The sequence below is a fragment of the Gemmatimonadaceae bacterium genome, from assembly GCA_019637355.1.
Classification (GTDB): domain Bacteria; phylum Gemmatimonadota; class Gemmatimonadetes; order Gemmatimonadales; family Gemmatimonadaceae; genus Pseudogemmatithrix.
This window is the reverse complement of record JAHBVT010000001.1, coordinates 1740698-1758019: the sequence shown is the minus strand read 5'-3', so window position 1 is coordinate 1758019 and position 17322 is coordinate 1740698. Positions and strand designations below refer to the sequence as shown.

Genomic DNA, 17322 nt, shown 5'->3' with positions numbered 1-17322 from the left:
GGACGCTAGATCTGGAGGGTGACGCCGCCGCAGGCGATGAGCCGTCCCGTGCAGACGATGCCGACAGCGACCTTCTCCAGCCAGTTGGACTCCTTGAGCGCCGCATCGCAGTCCATAATGACCCGATCCTGGCACTCCGCGACCGTCTCGTTGGCCAGCAGCGGTTCCACCGCCACCGCCGTCAGCATCACCGCGCCCACCAGGCCGAACACGAGCTTCTTCATACCTGCCTCCTTGGGTTGAGGTTGGGCCGCGAAGCTACGTGCCGACAGGCCAGACGTCGCACCGAATCCTTGCGGTTGCCGTCACCGCAGCGTCACTTGGCGAGTTCACCGACGCACGCGACCATCATCAGCGAGGCCACGGTGTCGATCGCCATCTTCTCGTACCAGTTGGCGTCCTCCTTCGCCTCCTTCGCCCAGTCGTTGGCCTTCTTGATGCAGAGGTAGGCGTCGGTGCCATCCGCACGTGCCTGCCGCGGGGCGCTGGCGAGCAGGGTGGCGGCGAGGGCCGCGAGCAGCATACGCGAGCTGTGACGCATTGGAACTCCTGGTAAAGGTGAGCCCCGATGCTGTCACTCCATCCGCGTGGGGCCATCATCGTTCGATTGTCCTGCGGTGCCGCATCGCGCACGCCCGCGTGCCCTCCCCGCGTCCGCCGACGCACGTGTTGCGTCGGGACGCGCAGGCACTAGCCTTCCCGCAATGCGACTTCGCCCAACCATCGTCGTCAGCGCCGTCCTGTTGCTCGCTGCGGCGCCTGCAACCCCTGCGGACGCGAGGCAGGCCGCCGCCGCCGTTGCCGCCGCCGCGACGGACGCGCCGCGTCTCGTGCTCACCGACTTGCAAGGGACTCCGCTTCCGACCACCGGCGGCAGCCGCGTGTATGCCGTGCCCACGGGAACGCCGGTGCGGATCGCGTTACGCGGTGGATCGGTCTCGCAACCACAGATCCGCGTGTGGCGCTTGGTCGGCATCAACGCCACCGAGGTGTGGAATGGCAGCCTCAGCACGGACGCCGAGCGCGTCCTCGGGCAGACGACTGTCGGCATCGGGACGGACCTCCTGCTGCTGCAGTGGGGTGCCAGCGGCGCGTCCGAGGCGCTGCCGATGGAATCGGAGCGCAGTCACCTCTATTACCTCGTGGCCGACTCCGCGCGCCGTGCCGCGCCGCTCACGGCCGCACGCGCCGTCACGGCACCGATGCCATCGGCGACGTTGGAAGCGGCCTTCGACCAGGCCGCCGAGGACCGGAAGGAAGCCTTTGAGCAGGTGCTGGCCACGCGCAGTATGACGCGGACGCTCATCGGGGTGCCGAATTACCGGGCACTGCGCGTCGCCCTGCAGGAAATCTTCGCGCCCGGCACGGCGATGGTGATGTATGCCCCCGCCGGCGACACCCTCGTCACCTGGATGATCGCCGCAGACGGACGGCTGTTGCGGCATATCGAGCCGGATGCCAGTGATCGCAGCGCGCGCCTTGAGACGCTCCGGCGGGCGATGCGCGTGGACGCGCTCCAGGCACCCCGCACCCCGCAGCGCCGCGGCGTGGTGCCGGCGGCGCCGGCCGCCGCCGCTCGGCCTCCCTCCACGGAGCGGGCGCTGCGCGACGTGGCCGCGCTGCTGCTGCCGCGTCCGCTGCACGCGGCCCTGCGGCAGGCGCAGCACCTCGTAATCGTCCCGGCGCTCGATATCGGGGCCACACCCTTTGCCGCGCTGCCGCATCCGCGCGGCGGCCAGGTGGTGGACCACGCCTCGGTGGTCATCGCGCCGAGCATCTGCGATGTGCTGCAGCTTGGGCATCGCGTCCACTACACCGACGCGTCGGGGAATCCCCTTGTCGTGGGGGATCCGACATTTCCGGACGATGGCGAATGGCTGATGCCGCCGCTACCCGGCGCGCGGACCGAGGCTGAGGCCATCGCCGCGCGGCTCGGCGCGGTTCCGCTGGTGGGCGATGCCGCCACGCCCGCCGCCGTGCGCCGTCGCGTGGCCGACGCGTCGCTGCTGTACTTCGCGACCCACGGTATCGCCTCAGACCTGCAGCCGATGGACGGGAGCTTCCTGCAGCTGGCGGCCGTTGGGGGCAACCACGGCCGCTACACGGCGCGCGACATCCAAGCTCAGCGCGTGCGCGCCCGGCTGGCCGTGCTCTCGGCCTGTCAGACGGGCCTCGGTGCGGCCCACGACGGCGGCATCATCGGCGTGGCCCGCTCGTTCATCAATGCGGGGTCGTCACAGGTCGTGATGAGCCTCTGGAACGTGGATGACGAGGCAACCACGCAGCTGATGACCGGCTTCATCGCGCAACTGGAGGTGCATCCTCCGCCGGAGGCGTTGCGGCGCGCGATGGTCGCCCTGCGCGACGCCGGCCGCAGCAGTGCGGCGCCGGTGTACTGGGCCTCATTTGCGGTGTTCGGCGCCACTTGGTAGTGACTTCCGTCACGCCGGACCCATCGGTCTATTGCCGCCCCCGCGGATGTATCCCATATTCGCTCGTCCCTCACTCGGTGAATGCCTGTGAACCACCCTGATCTCGTCTTGGCCTATCTCGACCCGATGTCCGGCTCCCTGATCCTTCAGGCGGTGATTGCCGGCGTGCTGGGGGCGGTCGTGACGATGAAGCGGGCGGGCCTCACGGTGCGTGATGCCCTTGCCAAGGTGTTTCGGCGCGGCAAGAAGTGAGCACCGCCGTGTCGCGGATCGGCAGTTCGTTCCGTGACCCCAGTGGATTCCTGTTCACGCAGGAGGGCGTGCTCTTCCGGCAGGTGCAGGAGCGGTACCGCCACGAATACCAGCAACTGACGACGTCGGGCCTCTACGCCGCCTTGCTGCGCGAAGGCCTGCTCGTGCCACACGACGAATGCGCGCTGAGCGAAGCGGCGGCGCCCGGCGCGGCCTTTGTGCTGCGGCCGGAACGAATTCCGTTCATCTCATTGCCGTATGAGTGGTGCTTCGGGCAACGCAAGGCGGCGGCGTTGCTGACGCTGCGCGTGCAGGAACTCGCCCTCGCGCACGGAATGTCCCTCAAGGACGCCAGTGCCTTCAACGTGCAGTTTCGCGGCGTGGCGCCCGTGTTTCTCGATACGCTCTCCTTCGAGATGTATCGCGACGAGGCTCCCTGGGTGGCCTACCGGCAGTTCTGCCAGCACTTCCTGGCGCCGCTGCTGTTGCAGGCGCGTGTGGACGTCCGCCTTGGGGCGTTGCTGCGGCAGTATCTCGATGGCATCCCCCTGGACCTGGCGTCGCGCCTGCTCGGGCGCGGCAGTTGGTTTTCGCCGGCGATCGCGATGCACGTGCATCTGCACGCGCGCAGCATTGCGCGCCACGCGCCCACCGACGGGAGCGCCGCGTCGGCGACCGCCACGGTCCGCGTCTCGCGCCGCGGCCTCGAAGGTGTGATCGCCTCGCTGCGCGCGACGATCGAGGGGCTGCGCTGGCAGCCGCCCGGCACGGAGTGGGGTGCCTACGAAGAGTCACACAACTACGACGCAGCGGGTCGCGCGTCCAAACAGGCGATCGTGGCAGCGTGCATCCGCGAGGCGGCGGCGCGCCGCGTCCTCGACCTTGGCGCGAATGCCGGGGAGTACTCGCGCGTGGCGCGGGACGCGGGTGCCGACCTCGTCGTGGCTGCCGATGGAGATCCCGTCGCCGTCGAGCGCGGGTTCCAGCGCCTCAGCGCGGCGGGAGAGCAGGGCATCCATCCGCTGCTGGTAGACCTGACGAATCCGGCGCCGGCGCAGGGCTGGGCCCACGGCGAGTGGCCGTCGCTCGCCGAGCGTGGGCCGTTTGACGCCGTGCTGGCGCTGGCCTTGGTGCACCACTTGGCCATCGGCAACAATGTGCCGCTGCCTGGCGTCGCGGCGATGCTCGCGGCACTCGGGCGCGATGTCATCATCGAGTGGGTGCCGAAGGGCGATCCGCAGGTGCGGCGGCTCTTGAGTGCGCGCGAAGACATCTTCGATGGCTACACTGAGGATGGCTTCGTGGCGGCCTTCGCCGAGTTGGGGATGCGGGCCGTTCGGCGCGAGCCGGTCGGCGATACTGGGCGTACCATCTTCCGGTTCACGCGATGACGCTCGCTCCTTGGCAAGCTCCCAGCGGCCGGGATGCGGCCCTCGCGATCTCGCTCGTGAACCTGCTGCACCTGCGGCTCTGGGGCGAGGTGCTCGCGGTGGCCACGCCCGACGCGTACTTCAGCAGCGTCGCCAACACCGACGTGGCGGCGGTGATGCTCAATATCCTGCTGCTGTCCGTCGTCCTCCTCGGCCTGGTGACACTGGCCCGTCGCTTCGGCGCGCCGGGGCGCCGCGTGATCGTGGCCGGCTTTGCACTGATGCTCTTGCTGCAGTTCAATGCCTTCGGACCGCTCTTGGCGCCAGGCGTCTTCACGATCATCAATCCGTGGCTGGACGCGAAGTACGTCGACGCGCTGCTCCCTCTGCTCGGGCTGCTGCTGATTGCGTTGGCGAGCCGCCGGTGGCCCACTGGGACCCTGCGGCTGGCCCGCGGCACGGTGCTGATGCTGGCACCGCTGGCGCTGTGGTTCTTCGGACGCGGGCTCCTGACCATCCTGCAGGTCAATCCGACGGACGCCTTGGCCGCCCGCGTGCCGGCCGTCGGCGCGCGCAGCGACTCTGCGCAGGGCCCACGTGTCGTGCTCCTGCTGATGGACGCGATGTCGCGCCGCCTCGCGTTCGACGCACGTCCCGCCGACCTCGAGCTCCCGGCTCTCGACCGCCTGCGCGCCGAGGGCCTCGATGCGACGAACGTCGAGCAGGCCGGGTGGGTCACCAAGGTCTCCGTGCCCGAGATTCTCTCCGGTGTGCCGGTGCGTGATTCGCGGCCGGTCGGCCCCTCGGAGCTCGAACTGACGCTCGAGGACGGCAGCACGCAGGCCTGGTCGACCGCGCCGAACCTGCTCAAGGACGCCAAGGAGGCCGGTGGCGTCGCGGTGGTTGCAGGCTGGTACCACCCGTACTGCCGGATATTCACCTACCTCGATGGCTGCGCGACCTACCCCGCACGTACGGTGGGCGCGCGCGGCCGCCACTCGAGCTTTGGCGCAACGATGTGGGACCAAGCCTTGGCGTTGATTCCGTACATCAACCTGCGGCGCCGGCAGATCGACATCGTCGAGGAGCATCGCCAAGACCTCGCGCGCGCGGCGGTGCAGGGTGGCCGCGGACTCGTGTTCCTCCACGTGATCGTGCCGCATACGCCGTGGATCTGGGATGAAGAAGCCGGAGACTACACGCTCACGTCGTACGGGCCCGACGGCTACTTCGGCAACCTCGCACTCGCGGACGACCTGCTCGGCGAGATTCGCGAGGCGATGGAGGATGCCGGCCAGTGGGACTCGGCCGCCGTCGTGCTGGTCTCCGACCACGTGATGCGCTACCGCCCGGACTATCTCAACGAGCCGGATGACCGCCGCGTCCCGCTCATCGTCAAGCTGCCGGGCTCGACGGTGGGAGGCACCTACGACCAACCGCTCTCGGCGAGCATCACGCACCAACTCGTCGAGGCCTTGTTGCGCGGTGAACTCAAGACGAACCACGCATTGGTCGCGTGGTTCGACTCCACGGCTCGCCCGCGCGAACCGTGACGACGCCGGTGATCGTCCGCGCCGCCGCCGGGCGCGCCGTGCCGGTCATCGTGGATTCACCTCACAGCGGGATGCAGTGGCCCGACGACTTTGCGCCGTCCGCCCCCCGCGAGGCCATCCTCACCACCTGGGATGCCTTCGTCGACGAACTCTGGGGTGACGCACCGGACGAAGGCGCGACGCTGATCGCCGCCACCTTCCCCCGCGCGTACGTGGACGTGAACCGCGCCGAGGACGACATCGACCCCGAGCTGCTCGCGACCCCGTGGCCGGCACCGCTGCGCCCCACGGCATACAGCGCGCGCGGGATGGGCCTCATCCGTCGCAACGCCCTGCCGAACGTACCGATGTACGCCGCGCCGCTCAGCGTCGCGGCGGTCGAACGGCGGATCAGCAACTACTACCTCCCGTACCGCAGCGCGGTCATCGAGCACTGCGCGCGCGCGCAGGAGCGCTTCGGCGGTGCTTGGCACCTCAACTGCCATTCAATGAAGTCCCGTGGCAACGCGATGAACGTGGATGCCGGTGCGGCACGCCCGGACCTCGTCGTCAGCGACCGCCACGGCAGCACCGCCGCGCCCGAACTCACCGCCTGGGTGGCTGAGTGGTTCCGCGCCCAAGGCCTGCAGGTGCGCATCAACGATCCCTACCAGGGCGGCGACCTCGTGCGCAGCTTCGGCGCGCCGGCGGCAGGCCGGCATAGCATTCAGCTCGAGATCAACCGTGCCCTCTATATGGATGAGGCGGCCTTTGCGCAGGGGCGTCGCTTCGGCGAGGTGCGCGCGCTCTGCCGCGCCTTTGTGCGCGCCTTCGCAGCGCGCGTGACGCCGCGGGAGACGCCGTGAGCGACGCCGCCTCCAAGACTCGGCTCCTGCGCGCACTCGACGCCGTCGAGCGCGTCGGCAACCGCTTGCCGCATCCCGCATCGCTGTTCGTCATCCTCGGTGCCGTCGTCGTCGTCACGTCGTGGTTCCTGGCCACGCTCGGCGTGTCCGTGCCGCATCCGACCACCGGCGAGACGCTGGCGCCCGTCAACCTGCTCTCGGTGGCGGGCTTTCAGCGCCTGATGGCGGGCCTTCTGCCGAACTTTATGAACTTCGCGCCGTTCGGGCCGGTGCTGGTCTGCCTGCTCGGCCTGTCGGTGGCGGAGCACAGCGGATTCCTCGGCGCCATCGTGCGGGTCATCGTCGAAGCCACTCCGCGACGGCTGCTCACGCTCGTGGTCGTCTTCATCGGCGCCACGTCCAGCACGGCGGGTGACGTGGGCTACGTGCTGCTGCTCCCGCTCGCGGCGGCGCTCTTCCACGCCGTCGGGCGCAATCCGCTGGCCGGGCTGGCCGCGGCATTCTCTGGTGTGTCCGGCGGGTTCGCCGCCAACCTGCTGCTCTCGCCCACCGACGTCATCCTTGCGGGACTCACGCAAGAAGCGGCGCGCATCATCGACCCGGTCTACACCGTGACGCCGATGGCGAGCTACTTCTTTCTCGCAAGCTCGGTGTTCCTCGTGACCATCACCGGCACGCTCGTGACCGAGCGCATCGTCGAGCCGCGGCTCGGCGCGTACGATGGCGACGTCGTGCCGGAGCGCAGCGAGCCGCTCAGTGCCGCGCAGCGGCGCGGTCTTGGCTGGGCGCTGCTGAGCGTCGTCGCGCTCGCGGCGCTGGTGCTCTGGGGCCTGCTGCCGCAGGACGGCTTCCTGCTCGACCCTGCGCGCCCCGGCTTCATCGGCTCGCTCTTCCTGCGCAGCCTCGTCTTCTGGATCTTCGTCTTCGGGCTCATCCCCGGCCTCGTGTACGGCCTCGTCGCCGGCAGCATCCGCAGCGACCGCGACGTGTACAAGGGGATGCAGAAGAATATGGAACTGGTCGCCGGCTACATCGTGGTGATCTTCTTCATCGCCCAGTTCGTGAACCTGTTCAACTGGTCGAACCTCGGCGTGCTCCTGGCGGTGCAGGGGGCGGGTGTCCTACGCGCGCTCGACCTTGGCCCCATTCCGCTGCTCATCGCCGTGGTCGCGATGACCGGCATCATCAACGTGCTGCTCGGCTCGTCGTCAGCCAAGTGGGCGATGCTCGGTCCGGTGCTGGTGCCGATGTTTATGCTGCTCGGCTACTCGCCCGAACTCACGCAGACGGCGTACCGCGTCGGCGACTCGCTGACCAACATCATCACGCCGCTCAGTTCCAACTTTCCGCTGGTGCTGATGTTCCTGCAGCGCTACGCGCCCAAGGCCGGCATCGGGACGCTCACGGCCACGATGCTGCCGTACTCCATCGCGAACTTCCTGGCCTGGAGCCTGATGCTGGTGCTGTGGGTGTGGTTCCGCCTGCCGACGGGACCGGGCGCGCCGCTGTTCCTCGGCGCGCCCTGATCCGTCAGCGCGACGCGGAGATGCCGCGCACTACGCCCGCGGCCGCACCGGCCAGGAGCGCGGGGTAGGCGATTGTCAGCACGAAGAGCGGCGTCGCGCCCACCTGCATCGCCTCACCGACCACGCGCGCCACTTCGCCTACGGGGCCGGCCGTCGCCTGCCAGGCGAGGAGCAGCGACCACGCGCCTGCGCCCGCCACCGCACTGAGCAGCGGCACGGCGACGTCGTCGCGTCGGATCCACGCGAAGGCAGCGGCGATGATCGGTACCGACAGCCAGTCGAAGGCGAAGGTGCCGAGGGCGAGCGCGAGCAGCAGCGCCGCGAACCAGATGCCACGTCCAGGGTTGCGCATCAGTCGCGCCCTCCCGCCGGAGTGAAGGTCAAGCGCGCCAGCGTTTGGTCCGCCGCGAGCGCATCGGGGGTACGCGGAAAGCGCAGCGTACTCAGTTCGCCGCGGCGCCAGGTCTCCAGGCGGTCGGTATAGCGACGCGAGATCGGGTTGCCCGACTGGCCGCCGGGGTACGTGCCCCACCCGCGTACTTCCTGACCCAGCTCGACCACAAACCGCCAAGACGCCCCGTGCGTGCCGTTGCCGTCTGACGGCGACAGCGTGCCCGGCCCAGAGTTGACCTCTAGGCCCGTGCGACCGAAGCCCGGCAGCCGCAGCAGATGGTGCACGTTGATCTGCCGCACCGCGCCCCAGCGCCACGCGGCCGGGTCGTTGCCGTGCGCACCCCGCGCGCTGGTCCACGCCTCACGCAGGGCACGCAGCACGATGGCGTCGCGGTCTTCGACGTCCGGTGTGCGGCGGTCGTCCCACCACACGTTCTTGACGTCGCGCATCAGCATCACGAGCGGCATCTGCCCCGGCGTCGCCACGCGGCGTTCGTCGCCTGGGGGAATCAACTCGTCCCAAGTAAGCGCCGTGATGCGGTTCACGAGCGCCGCGAACAGCACGGGCCAGCCATTGTCTGGCGTGAAGGCCGGCTCGCCGTCCATCAAGTAGAGGAAGGCCGCCTCGTCGTCACCGGTCCAGGTGCCGGCGGCCCGCGCCGTGGCGCGCGCCGCATCGAGCGCGCTGAGCACGAAGGGTGTCAGCTCGCTGTACGGGTCGGTGTGGAAGCGACGCATATCCTCTACCGTCACGGACGCGTCGGCCCGCAGCAGCGCGTTGATGCGCATCGCCCGCCACGGGCTCGGCCAGTCGCTACCCTGATAGCCGGGCCGCACGCTCGGGTCCATCGGCTGCTGGTTGGCGCTGGCCAGGTAGCCCTGAGCGGGATTAATCGACTGCGGGTACCACGAAATCGGTTGATTGCCCGTCCAGTCGCTGGCGCTGCTGCTGCCGTCGAAGGCGAGGTCGCCGCGGCCGTTCGGGCGAATCGGGTAGCGCCCCGTGCTGCGGATGCCGATGCTCCCCTCGCGGTCGGCCGTGAGCATATTCTGCGCCGGCGTCTGGTAGCTCTCCATTCGCGCGTAGAAGTCGCGCACGTTCCGCGCTGACATCGCCTGGCGGAAGTTGTGGCCTTCGTCCGAGGGCTCGCGCGCTGTCCAGCGCTGCGAGACCCAGCCGAGCGCGGTGCGCAGCAGCGGCCCGCGGTGCGTCGCATAGAACGTGTCCACGGCGATCGTCGCGCCCTGCGGGCTGCGGTAGGTCTCCACGCGCGTCGTCACGTCGCGCCACTCGCCGTCGAGGCGGTAGCGCTTGGGGGTGAGCGAGTCATCCACCGCTTCGCGATAGAAGTCCACCACGTCATTGCCGGTGTTGGTCATCGTCCAGGCCATCTCGCGGTTGAAACCGATCGGGATGATCGGCGCGAGCGGCAGGGAGACGCCGTACACGTCCAGCGCGCCCGGGACCACGAGGTGCGCCTCATACCAGATGCTCGGCAGCGTCAGTTCCAGGTGCGGGTCGCCCGCGAGCAGCGGGACGCCCGTCGCCGACCGGGACGGCGCCACCGCCCAGTTATTGGACCCGACGACCGCCTCGCCGCGCGTGAGCGACTGGGCGAGTTCGCCGAAGGCGCGGGCCATCGCCACGCGGGTCGAGTCCGGGCGCCGGGGGGGAGGCAGGCGCCACGCGTTGTCCACCCGCGCCTGCCGTCTGCCGGCTACCGGTTCGATCGGCTCCTGAATCGGCGCGTTGGGCGAGAAGAGCGCGTCAGCCGCCTCGCGGCCCACCAACTGCTCGACCGCGTGGTACGCCAGCTCCGATTGCTGGAACGACAGCGTCTGCGACATCCGGATCAGCAGGTAGTAGGTGTCCTGCGGTTCGAAGCGCCGTGGCCGGCGCCCGAGCAGCCGGTACTCCAGCGGCAGGTCCTGCGGCCGCATCGCGTCGATGTAGGCGTTGAGTCCTTCCATATACGCCTTCACGTCGCGCTTGACGTCGGAATCGTCCGGAATGGCTTCCCACTTGGCCATCGCGCCCTGTGCCAGCGCGATCCGGCGCGCCGACTGGTCCAAGGGCAGTGCGCGCGCGCCCACCAGTTCCGTCAGGGTCCCAGCGACGGCGCGCTGCACCAGTTCCATCTGGAACAACCGGTCGCGCGCGTGCACCCACCCCAGCGCGCGGGCCGCGTCGGCCTCGCTGGCCGCGAAGATGTGCGGCACGGCGCGGTCGTCGTAGCGCACGTCAACCGCGGCCGAGAGCCCGGCGAGTGCCACGGACTGCTCGCGGGGCAGCTCGGCGCTGCGCACCACTGACCAAATGCCGGTGCTGGGCGAGATCAGCTGGCCCAGCGGCGGGACGGGCCCGACCGGTCGAGCGCCCACGAGGAGTGCGGCCGTGAGCGCCGCGGCGGAGAGAAGGGCGGTGAAGAGTCGCATATGGGGGGGAAACCTATGCAGATGGACGGCCGTCTGCGCCGACTACGCCAGCCAGCCCTCGTTCCTGGCCTTGATCGCCACCCACAGCGCGAACGCCCCCACCAAGAAGATGAACATCGGGAAGGGAATCGCCATCGCCGGTCCCAGCAGCCCGATGGCATCGAGGCCCCAGAGCGTGTAGCCGAACTGGACCGTCACGGCCGCCAGGCTCAGTGCCAGCGCCGCGACCGACGCGCGATGCCGCCGCGCCAGCAAGATGGCACCCACGAGCCCGCTCACGGTGGCCACGGCATACACCCCCAGCATCCAGCTCGGACGCGCCTCGTACAGTTGTCGCTGCCCGTCGGGCATTGCCGCAATCTGTTCAGGGGTGGTCAGCAGGTCGGCAACCAAGGCGGCGATGCCGACGAGCATCCAGACGACCAGTACAATCGCGGTAGGGCGAAACCACTTGGCGGGTGTCACGGAATACCTCGGGTACAGGGGGAATCGCAGCGGAACCTCAGGGGGTAACCTATGCCCGCCGGCCCAGGCCGCGAGTGTCCTCAATTCCGGCCCAAATCGCTGTCACCTGCGGAGGACATACGCCGTAGGGCATTCTGCCTATCCCGTTGGAACGTCATCACTTGGCAGTGTAGCACCACTCGGCGCACCGCTTGCGTACCATTAGTGAGCAGCGCCATCGAACCTGTCCCATCCACCTCTGGAGTTGCCAATGCTCCGCAGTCGCACCATCCTCGCCGGGCTCGCCGTCACGGTCCTCACCGTGAGCGGCTGCTCGATCAAGCGCGTCGAACGCATCGATCCCAACAGCGTCACCGACCTCTCGGGCCGCTGGAACGACGCCGATTCGCGCCTCGTCGCCAACGCCCTCATCGCGCAGTCGCTCGAGGCGACCTGGGCGCGCGATTACGCCGCGGCCAACGGCGGTACGCCGCCGGCGGTCATCATCGGCCAGATCCGCAACCGCACGATGGAGCACATCCCCATCGGCACCTTCATCCGCGACCTTGAGCGCGCGTACGTCCAGACCGGCGTGGTGCGGCTCGTGGCCAGCGCCGAGGAGCGCGAAGAGCTGCGCGGCGAACGCGCCGACCAGCAGACCAACGCCTCGGCCGAGACCCGCGCGCGGATGGCTCGAGAACTGGGCGCCCGCTATATGCTGCAGGGCGACGTCCAGGCAATCGAGGACCAGGAAGGCCGCGAGCGCGTGGTCTTCTATCAGGTGGACGTCACGCTGCTCGACCTCGAGACCAACGTCCGCACGTGGATGGGCCAGCACAAGATCAAGAAGTACATCCAGCGTCGTCGCCTCACGCCGTAACCGGAGCCCGATATGCGTCGCAACACAGTGAAGGTCGCCGCGCGCGAGCGCGAGCTCCCCGTGGCCCAGATGGTGCTGTTCACGCTGCTGTTCGGCGTGATGCTCCTTGCCAGCGCCTGCGCGCCGTATCCGCAGCGCGTGGACCAGCCGGTGGTGATTCCGAATAACGCGCAGGTCCCGCAGATGGACCCGACGGCTGCCGGGAACGCGGCCCAGATGGACTACGCCCGCATCCGCTTCTCGGCAGACAGCGTGTACGCGCTGGCCATCCGTGGCTGCGCGCCGGGCGTCTGCGATGCCATCGGCCGCGGGGAAATCGTGCTCGGGATGAACCCGGACCAGGTGATGGCGGCGTCGCGCACCGGCCCGCAGGCCTGGGTGCTGCGTCGCTTCGACGGCTTCGGCACGATGGTGCCGGCGTCGCCGAACGCCTCGCCGTACGACCGCGTGGGCCAGGTGATGGTCGTCCAGCTCGATCGGGGCACGGCCGCCGTCGTGAGCCGCCGCGGGCCGCAGGGCATTATGGTCGCGAGCAACCCGCAGGACCAGACGACGCAGGCGCGTGCCCGCCAGCAGGCGGAAGCGCTCGTGCGTGAAGGCGACGATCTCGTCGCCGCCAACGACCTGGCCGGGGCGCTCAACCGCTACGACCGCGCCAGCGTGCTCGACCCCGATCAGCCGGAGATCGAGTACAAGGCGGCGCGCCTGCTCGACCTGCAGCTGCGTCCGCAGGAGGCGCTGATGCGCTACCAGCGCTTCTTGCTCTCGATGGAACTGGAGCGCATCCGGGCGCAGGGTGAGGCCAACGCGCGCCTGGCCGAGGCGATCGCCTTGGCGCAGCAGCGCGTGATCGTGTTGCAGGGCCAGGCGCGCTAGTCCGCCTATGGCCACCGGAGCCCTGCGTGCCCACCGCGTGAGGCTGGCGGTCGTGCTCGCGCTCGTCCTCGGGACGAGCGGGTGCGCGGCCGCCAACGCGGCGTGGCGCGCCGGGCCGATGGGCATCGCCGCGGAGTGGACGATCCGCGACCACCTGATGTACGGACGGGCCCAGCAGGCCTGGACGGCGATGGGCGACAAGCAGGTCGCGCCCACCGACGCGCTGTTGCGGCACTTGTACCGCGGCGTGATCTCGCTGCACGCCGGCGAGTACGAGCAGGGCGCCAAGAGTATGGATCGCGCCTGGGACCTCGTGGAGGACCGCTACACCAAGCGTGTCTCGACCGGCGCCGTCTCGCTCGTGACGTCGGATGCGGCGCTGCCGTATTACCCGCTCGCCACCGAACGCCTGTTCATCCCGTATTACGGGGCGCTCAACTGGCTCGCGCGCAACGAGTTCGACGAAGCCGCCGTCGAGGCGCGCCGCCTCGCGATGCTCTTGCAGCAGGACAACGGCCCGAAGGCCTCGAAGGAGCTCACCGGCGCCCTGCGGTACATCACCGGCGTGCTCTTCGAGGTGGCAGGCGAGCGCGAAGACGCGCGCGTCGCGTACCGCAACGCTGCCGCGCTGCTCGGCTCGCTGCCCGGTGACACGCTGCCGATGGGCGCCGATAGCGGGGACGTCGTCGTCCTCATCGAGGACGGTTTCGTCGGCCGGCCGCAGCCGCAGACGCTCGGCGTGTACACGGACAACAACGAGCTCGTGGCGCTGACGACCGGCCGCGACGCCGATCGCCTGGTGGTTGCCAACCGGGTGCGCGAGCGAACCTACGACCCGGCGTTCAACCGAACGCAGGTGGGCTGGCTCACCTATGAGGTGAACTGGGCCACCTTCGGCGACCCCACGCGCAGTCCGGTGCCGCTGGGGGTGCGCACCAATCCGGCGGAATTCCCGGTGCTGCGGGCCGACGTCACGGAATCGGTGGCATCGGACTTCGCCGCCGAGGTGCCGGCTAAGCTCGCGCGTGGGATCGCGCGCGCGGCGGTGCGCTACGCCGCGATGCGCGCCGCGGACCGCGCCATCAGCGGCGCGTTCAAGGACGACGATGACGACGACAAGAAGAAGGGCTTCAAGTGGGGCCAGTTCTTCTTCGGGCTCGGGATGGGTGCCCTCTCGGTCGGTTCGACCGTCGTCGACCAGCCCGACCTGCGCGCCTGGCAACTGCTGCCCGACCGCATCACGATTGCGCGGATGCGCTTGCCTGCCGGCGAGCATCCCATCGAGATCACGCACGGCGACAAGAGCGTCTTGCTGGGAACGGTGACCGTGCGGCCCGGTCGCGTCGCGGTGATGACCTACCGCTGGTGGCCCGGCCCGGGCATCGCCAACAAGCAGATCGCCGCGCGACGCTGAGCGCGCGGCGTGTCTCGCCAGTCAGGGCGCGATCGAGAGTCCGAGGTAGCCGATGGTCACGTTGCGAGACTGCCCGTTGAGCGTGTGGCTCACGCCGGCACGCAAATGCCCGGGTGGGACCCGCATCACGGTGATGCGCGGAATCGCCATCGCGTACTCGAGGCCGAGCACGCGCAGGGTCTGTCCGTAGACGCCGTCGGTGCCGGCCGCGATCCAGTCGTGGTAGGCACGGAGCGGACCCGCGGTCTCGAGTGTGGCGATGCCATACCGCGTGCCGCCGGCGATCGCGAAGGCGAGCCCGGGATGCTCGACGCGCTGTGCGAGCACGGCGGCATCCACGTACGGCGACGCCGTGCCGCCGATGGCAAACTGCTCAAAGTACTGCGCCTCCTTCGACACGTCGCCGCCACGCAGTCGCAGGTTCGCCCCGCCGGCGGGCACGGACATCCCGACTGTGATGTCCGCGACGCGGCGTTGCCACTCGCGGCCATCCGTGCGTCCGGTGCTTACGTCCAACTGGTAGCGCAGCTGGGCGCGCCGTCCCAACCGAGGCGTGAACGTGTAGTCGCCGGCCAGCGACGCGAAGCCGAGCTGGCGCTCGACGGCATCAGTCGCGAGCGTCGGGTTGCGCACGCTGCCGGCGCTTCCGCCCACGCGATACGTCGTGCGTCCATAGCGCCCGCTACGACGCAGGGTCACGCTCGCGCTACCGCCGTCGTAAGTGGCATCGAGCACATCGACGAGCGGGCCGGTGCGGAACGCGTGCTGCGACGGCCGGTAATCCGTCGTGAAGCCCTGCAACTGCAGTTCCGGACGCCAGCCGCGCCAGGTGTAAGCGGCCCGCGCACCGCTCCACGCCCCAAATCGCCCGACACCCGCGTGGGCGAGCACGGTGCCGCGGCCCAGCGGATCGCCGAACGAGCCGCCGAGACTCCAGGTCTCGCCATCGGCGAAGTTCGTGCCGGTCGCGACGAGAATCGCGCCCCACGGCCCAGCGCCGTACGCCTGCGGCGCGGCGACGGGCGCCACCACAAAGTCCTGTGCGAGCGCGGCGTTCACACGTCGCGTCGCCGGAAAGTTGATGCCGTCGAGCGGCGCGGTCGCCGGGAGCGCCGTACCGGCCTCGCTGCTGCGCAGGTCCCAGCCGCGTGCGTGCAGGTCCAGCCACCAGATGCGCCCGTCGGGGCCGACCTCCGGGTGCATCGCGGCGCCGAGCGTCTGTGCGACTGCGGTAGCAGCGCCGCCGGTGAGTGACAGCCGCTCGAGCCCCTGCACGCCGGAGGCGTCGCTCACGACGATCAGCGCGCTGTCACTCTCCCAGGTCGCTGCGTAACGCGCAGCGCCGTCCTGCGGTCCCACGCGCCGTGCGCTCCCGGTGGCGAGCTCGATCACATACACATCCCAGCGCGCGCCATCCTGCCGCGCCGTCGCGACGTAGCGACCGTCCGGCGACACGCGCACGCCCGAGTAGCCGCGGTCGATGCCGCCGACCGCCAGCACGTGTTGTGCGCCGCTGCTGAGGTCCACGACGACGACCGAACAGGTACCCGCGCCGCACTGCAACGCCACCGCCTCGCGGCCGTCGGGGGTGGGATCCGCGAGTTGGATGCCGGCCCCGCGCGTCACGCGGCGCACCTTGCCGTTCTCGGTATTCCAGACGAAGAGATCGCTGCGCGCCCGCCCGTCGCGGAGGCGCACGGGCCGCGTCACGAGCACGCGATCGCCGTCGGCGAAGAACCGCGGGGCATCGTAGGGTACGCCGCCGACCGGTCCGAGCACCGCGAGGCGTGGATAGGCGCGCGGGAAGGGTTGGTACGGCGCGACATCTTCAGGATCCTTCTTCAGGAGCTTGGCAAGGCGCGTGGAATCGCGGCGTACGCCGGCCGTGTCCGGAAGCAGCGAGTACAGCATCGGTCCGCCCGGGCCATTCGGCGTGACGCGGCGAATGACGAGCCGTTCGCCGTTCGGAGAGATGTCCGGCGCGCCCGACGCCTGGCCCCACCGCTGCGTGAGCTCACCGCGCGCATTGGGCACCGCATCAAGCTCCGTCTTCGCAGCGAAGGCGCGCTGCGTGACCTCGGCGCTGAAGCGCCCGTACAGCACCTGCGGCGGTTCGCCGAAGGTGCCGGTAAACGCGTCTGGAAACTCACGGTCGCTGCGGGACGTCATCCGACGCCACAACTGCGGCAATGCCGAGTCGCCCCGCGCGGCCTGCAGCCATTCCAGGTACGCCGAGCCCACGAGGTAGCGCATCGCGCCGCCGTTGAACCGATTGGTGTTGTCGAGCGCAGCATACGCCGGCAACTCGCCTTCGAGCGCAAGCGTGCGTAGCACGCCGGCCCGCAGCGCGCTGTTCGGGCGACCAGCGCCAGTGAGCTCACCTTCGATCAGTGTCGCGTAGCCTTCGACTACCCACGCGGGCGATCCGACGATCGGTCCGAGCGGAAGCACGCCCAGCACGGCCAGCGGGAACGCCAGCGGCGCCCGAGACGGGCGCAGCAGGTGCGCCAGGTGCGCGTATTCGTGCACGGCGAGCACCTCGCCCCAGCCGCGGAGGTTCGACAAGCCGCTGGTCGGCGCCGGCGGCGTCGCCCAGAAGCGCATCGCCGGGTACGTGAGCAACGGCCAGGCCGAGCCGTTGGGTACGTTGAGCGGATCTTCGACGATGATGTCGATGACGCGCGGTGGCGTGTAGCCCACGCGCGCCGCGACCGCCGTGCGCACGCCCTCGATCTGGCCGGCGAGCTTCCGCGCCCACTCGGCGAGCTCCGGCTCGTAGTGGATGCGAAAGTGTTCCGTGCGGATGGTCTGCCAGCGCAGGCTCGGCACTTCGGCCTCCTGGGCCGTGAGTGCGGAGGCCAGCAGCGTGGACGAGAGCAGCAGGGTTGCGAGCAGGCGCAT

The 17322-nt window shown here is 69.8% G+C and carries 14 protein-coding genes; 8 read left to right on the top strand and 6 right to left on the bottom strand.

Annotation, left to right across the window (positions count from 1 at the left end; all coding sequences use genetic code 11):
• Positions 1-5 precede the first annotated feature (5 nt).
• Positions 6-224, bottom strand: coding sequence for a hypothetical protein (locus KF689_08080; protein ID MBX3133326.1), 219 nt, complete (start codon positions 222-224; stop codon positions 6-8).
• A gap of 92 nt (positions 225-316) precedes the next feature.
• A complete protein-coding gene (locus KF689_08075) occupies positions 317-541 on the bottom strand; it encodes a hypothetical protein (protein MBX3133325.1) in 225 nt (74 codons plus the stop codon).
• 163 nt (positions 542-704) lie between these two features.
• Between KF689_08075 and KF689_08070 the strand changes: the two genes are divergently transcribed.
• From KF689_08070 to KF689_08050, 5 genes are all read left to right on the top strand, one after another.
• Positions 705-2432, top strand: coding sequence for a CHAT domain-containing protein (locus tag KF689_08070; GenBank protein ID MBX3133324.1), 1728 nt, complete (start codon positions 705-707; stop codon positions 2430-2432).
• A gap of 248 nt (positions 2433-2680) precedes the next feature.
• Positions 2681-4075: a class I SAM-dependent methyltransferase gene (locus tag KF689_08065; protein MBX3133323.1), complete on the top strand. Its 1395-nt coding sequence runs from the start codon at positions 2681-2683 to the stop codon at positions 4073-4075.
• The gene (locus KF689_08060; protein ID MBX3133322.1) at positions 4072-5607 is read left to right on the top strand and encodes a sulfatase-like hydrolase/transferase; all 1536 of its coding nucleotides are present in this window, start codon (positions 4072-4074) and stop codon (positions 5605-5607) included. Before KF689_08065 ends, KF689_08060 begins: the two co-directional genes overlap by 4 nt.
• On the top strand, positions 5571-6452 hold the full coding sequence (locus tag KF689_08055; GenBank protein MBX3133321.1) for an N-formylglutamate amidohydrolase: 882 nt from the start codon (positions 5571-5573) through the stop codon (positions 6450-6452). The genes KF689_08060 and KF689_08055 overlap by 37 nt, the downstream gene beginning before the upstream one ends.
• Complete coding sequence (locus tag KF689_08050) at positions 6449-7978, top strand: AbgT family transporter (protein MBX3133320.1); 1530 nt, start codon at positions 6449-6451, stop codon at positions 7976-7978. The genes KF689_08055 and KF689_08050 overlap by 4 nt, the downstream gene beginning before the upstream one ends.
• 4 nt (positions 7979-7982) lie before the next feature.
• Here the strand turns inward: KF689_08050 and KF689_08045 are convergent, their stop codons facing one another.
• From KF689_08045 to KF689_08035, 3 genes are read right to left on the bottom strand one after another with little or no spacing between them, the layout of a single operon-like run.
• On the bottom strand, positions 7983-8330 hold the full coding sequence (locus KF689_08045; GenBank protein MBX3133319.1) for a hypothetical protein: 348 nt from the start codon (positions 8328-8330) through the stop codon (positions 7983-7985).
• Positions 8330-10807 carry a penicillin acylase family protein gene (locus KF689_08040; GenBank protein MBX3133318.1) on the bottom strand — a complete coding sequence of 826 codons (2478 nt, stop codon included), beginning with the start codon at positions 10805-10807 and terminating at the stop codon, positions 8330-8332. The genes KF689_08045 and KF689_08040 overlap by 1 nt, the downstream gene beginning before the upstream one ends.
• Positions 10808-10849: 42 nt before the next feature.
• The gene (locus KF689_08035; protein ID MBX3133317.1) at positions 10850-11272 is read right to left on the bottom strand and encodes a hypothetical protein; all 423 of its coding nucleotides are present in this window, start codon (positions 11270-11272) and stop codon (positions 10850-10852) included.
• Between the two features lie 250 nt (positions 11273-11522).
• Between KF689_08035 and KF689_08030 the strand changes: the two genes are divergently transcribed.
• Genes KF689_08030 through KF689_08020 form a run of 3 tightly spaced genes read left to right on the top strand, consistent with a single transcriptional unit; the run spans position 11523 to position 14421 of the window.
• The gene (locus KF689_08030) at positions 11523-12131 is read left to right on the top strand and encodes a penicillin-binding protein activator LpoB (GenBank protein ID MBX3133316.1); all 609 of its coding nucleotides are present in this window, start codon (positions 11523-11525) and stop codon (positions 12129-12131) included.
• Between the two features lie 12 nt (positions 12132-12143).
• Positions 12144-13007 carry a hypothetical protein gene (locus KF689_08025; protein ID MBX3133315.1) on the top strand — a complete coding sequence of 288 codons (864 nt, stop codon included), beginning with the start codon at positions 12144-12146 and terminating at the stop codon, positions 13005-13007.
• 7 nt (positions 13008-13014) lie between these two features.
• Positions 13015-14421 (top strand): hypothetical protein, encoded by a 1407-nt coding sequence (locus KF689_08020; GenBank protein MBX3133314.1) that lies wholly within the window; start codon positions 13015-13017, stop codon positions 14419-14421.
• A gap of 21 nt (positions 14422-14442) precedes the next feature.
• On the opposite strand, the gene KF689_08015 is transcribed toward KF689_08020, so the two are convergent.
• Positions 14443-17322 (bottom strand): hypothetical protein, encoded by a 2880-nt coding sequence (locus tag KF689_08015; protein ID MBX3133313.1) that lies wholly within the window; start codon positions 17320-17322, stop codon positions 14443-14445.

Excerpts from the sequence above, each read along its gene's own strand:
- KF689_08075 (MBX3133325.1), bottom strand. The coding sequence starts at position 541 with ATGCGTCACAGCTCGCGTATGCTGCTCGCGGCCCTCGCCGCCACCCTG.
- KF689_08060 (MBX3133322.1), top strand. The coding sequence starts at position 4,072 with ATGACGCTCGCTCCTTGGCAAGCTCCCAGCGGCCGGGATGCGGCCCTC.
- KF689_08070 (MBX3133324.1), top strand. The coding sequence starts at position 705 with ATGCGACTTCGCCCAACCATCGTCGTCAGCGCCGTCCTGTTGCTCGCT.
- KF689_08015 (MBX3133313.1), bottom strand. The coding sequence starts at position 17,322 with ATGCGCCTGCTCGCAACCCTGCTGCTCTCGTCCACGCTGCTGGCCTCC.
- KF689_08020 (MBX3133314.1), top strand. The coding sequence starts at position 13,015 with ATGGCCACCGGAGCCCTGCGTGCCCACCGCGTGAGGCTGGCGGTCGTG.
- KF689_08040 (MBX3133318.1), bottom strand. The coding sequence starts at position 10,807 with ATGCGACTCTTCACCGCCCTTCTCTCCGCCGCGGCGCTCACGGCCGCA.
- KF689_08080 (MBX3133326.1), bottom strand. The coding sequence starts at position 224 with ATGAAGAAGCTCGTGTTCGGCCTGGTGGGCGCGGTGATGCTGACGGCG.
- KF689_08025 (MBX3133315.1), top strand. The coding sequence starts at position 12,144 with ATGCGTCGCAACACAGTGAAGGTCGCCGCGCGCGAGCGCGAGCTCCCC.
- KF689_08045 (MBX3133319.1), bottom strand. The coding sequence starts at position 8,330 with ATGCGCAACCCTGGACGTGGCATCTGGTTCGCGGCGCTGCTGCTCGCG.
- KF689_08030 (MBX3133316.1), top strand. The coding sequence starts at position 11,523 with ATGCTCCGCAGTCGCACCATCCTCGCCGGGCTCGCCGTCACGGTCCTC.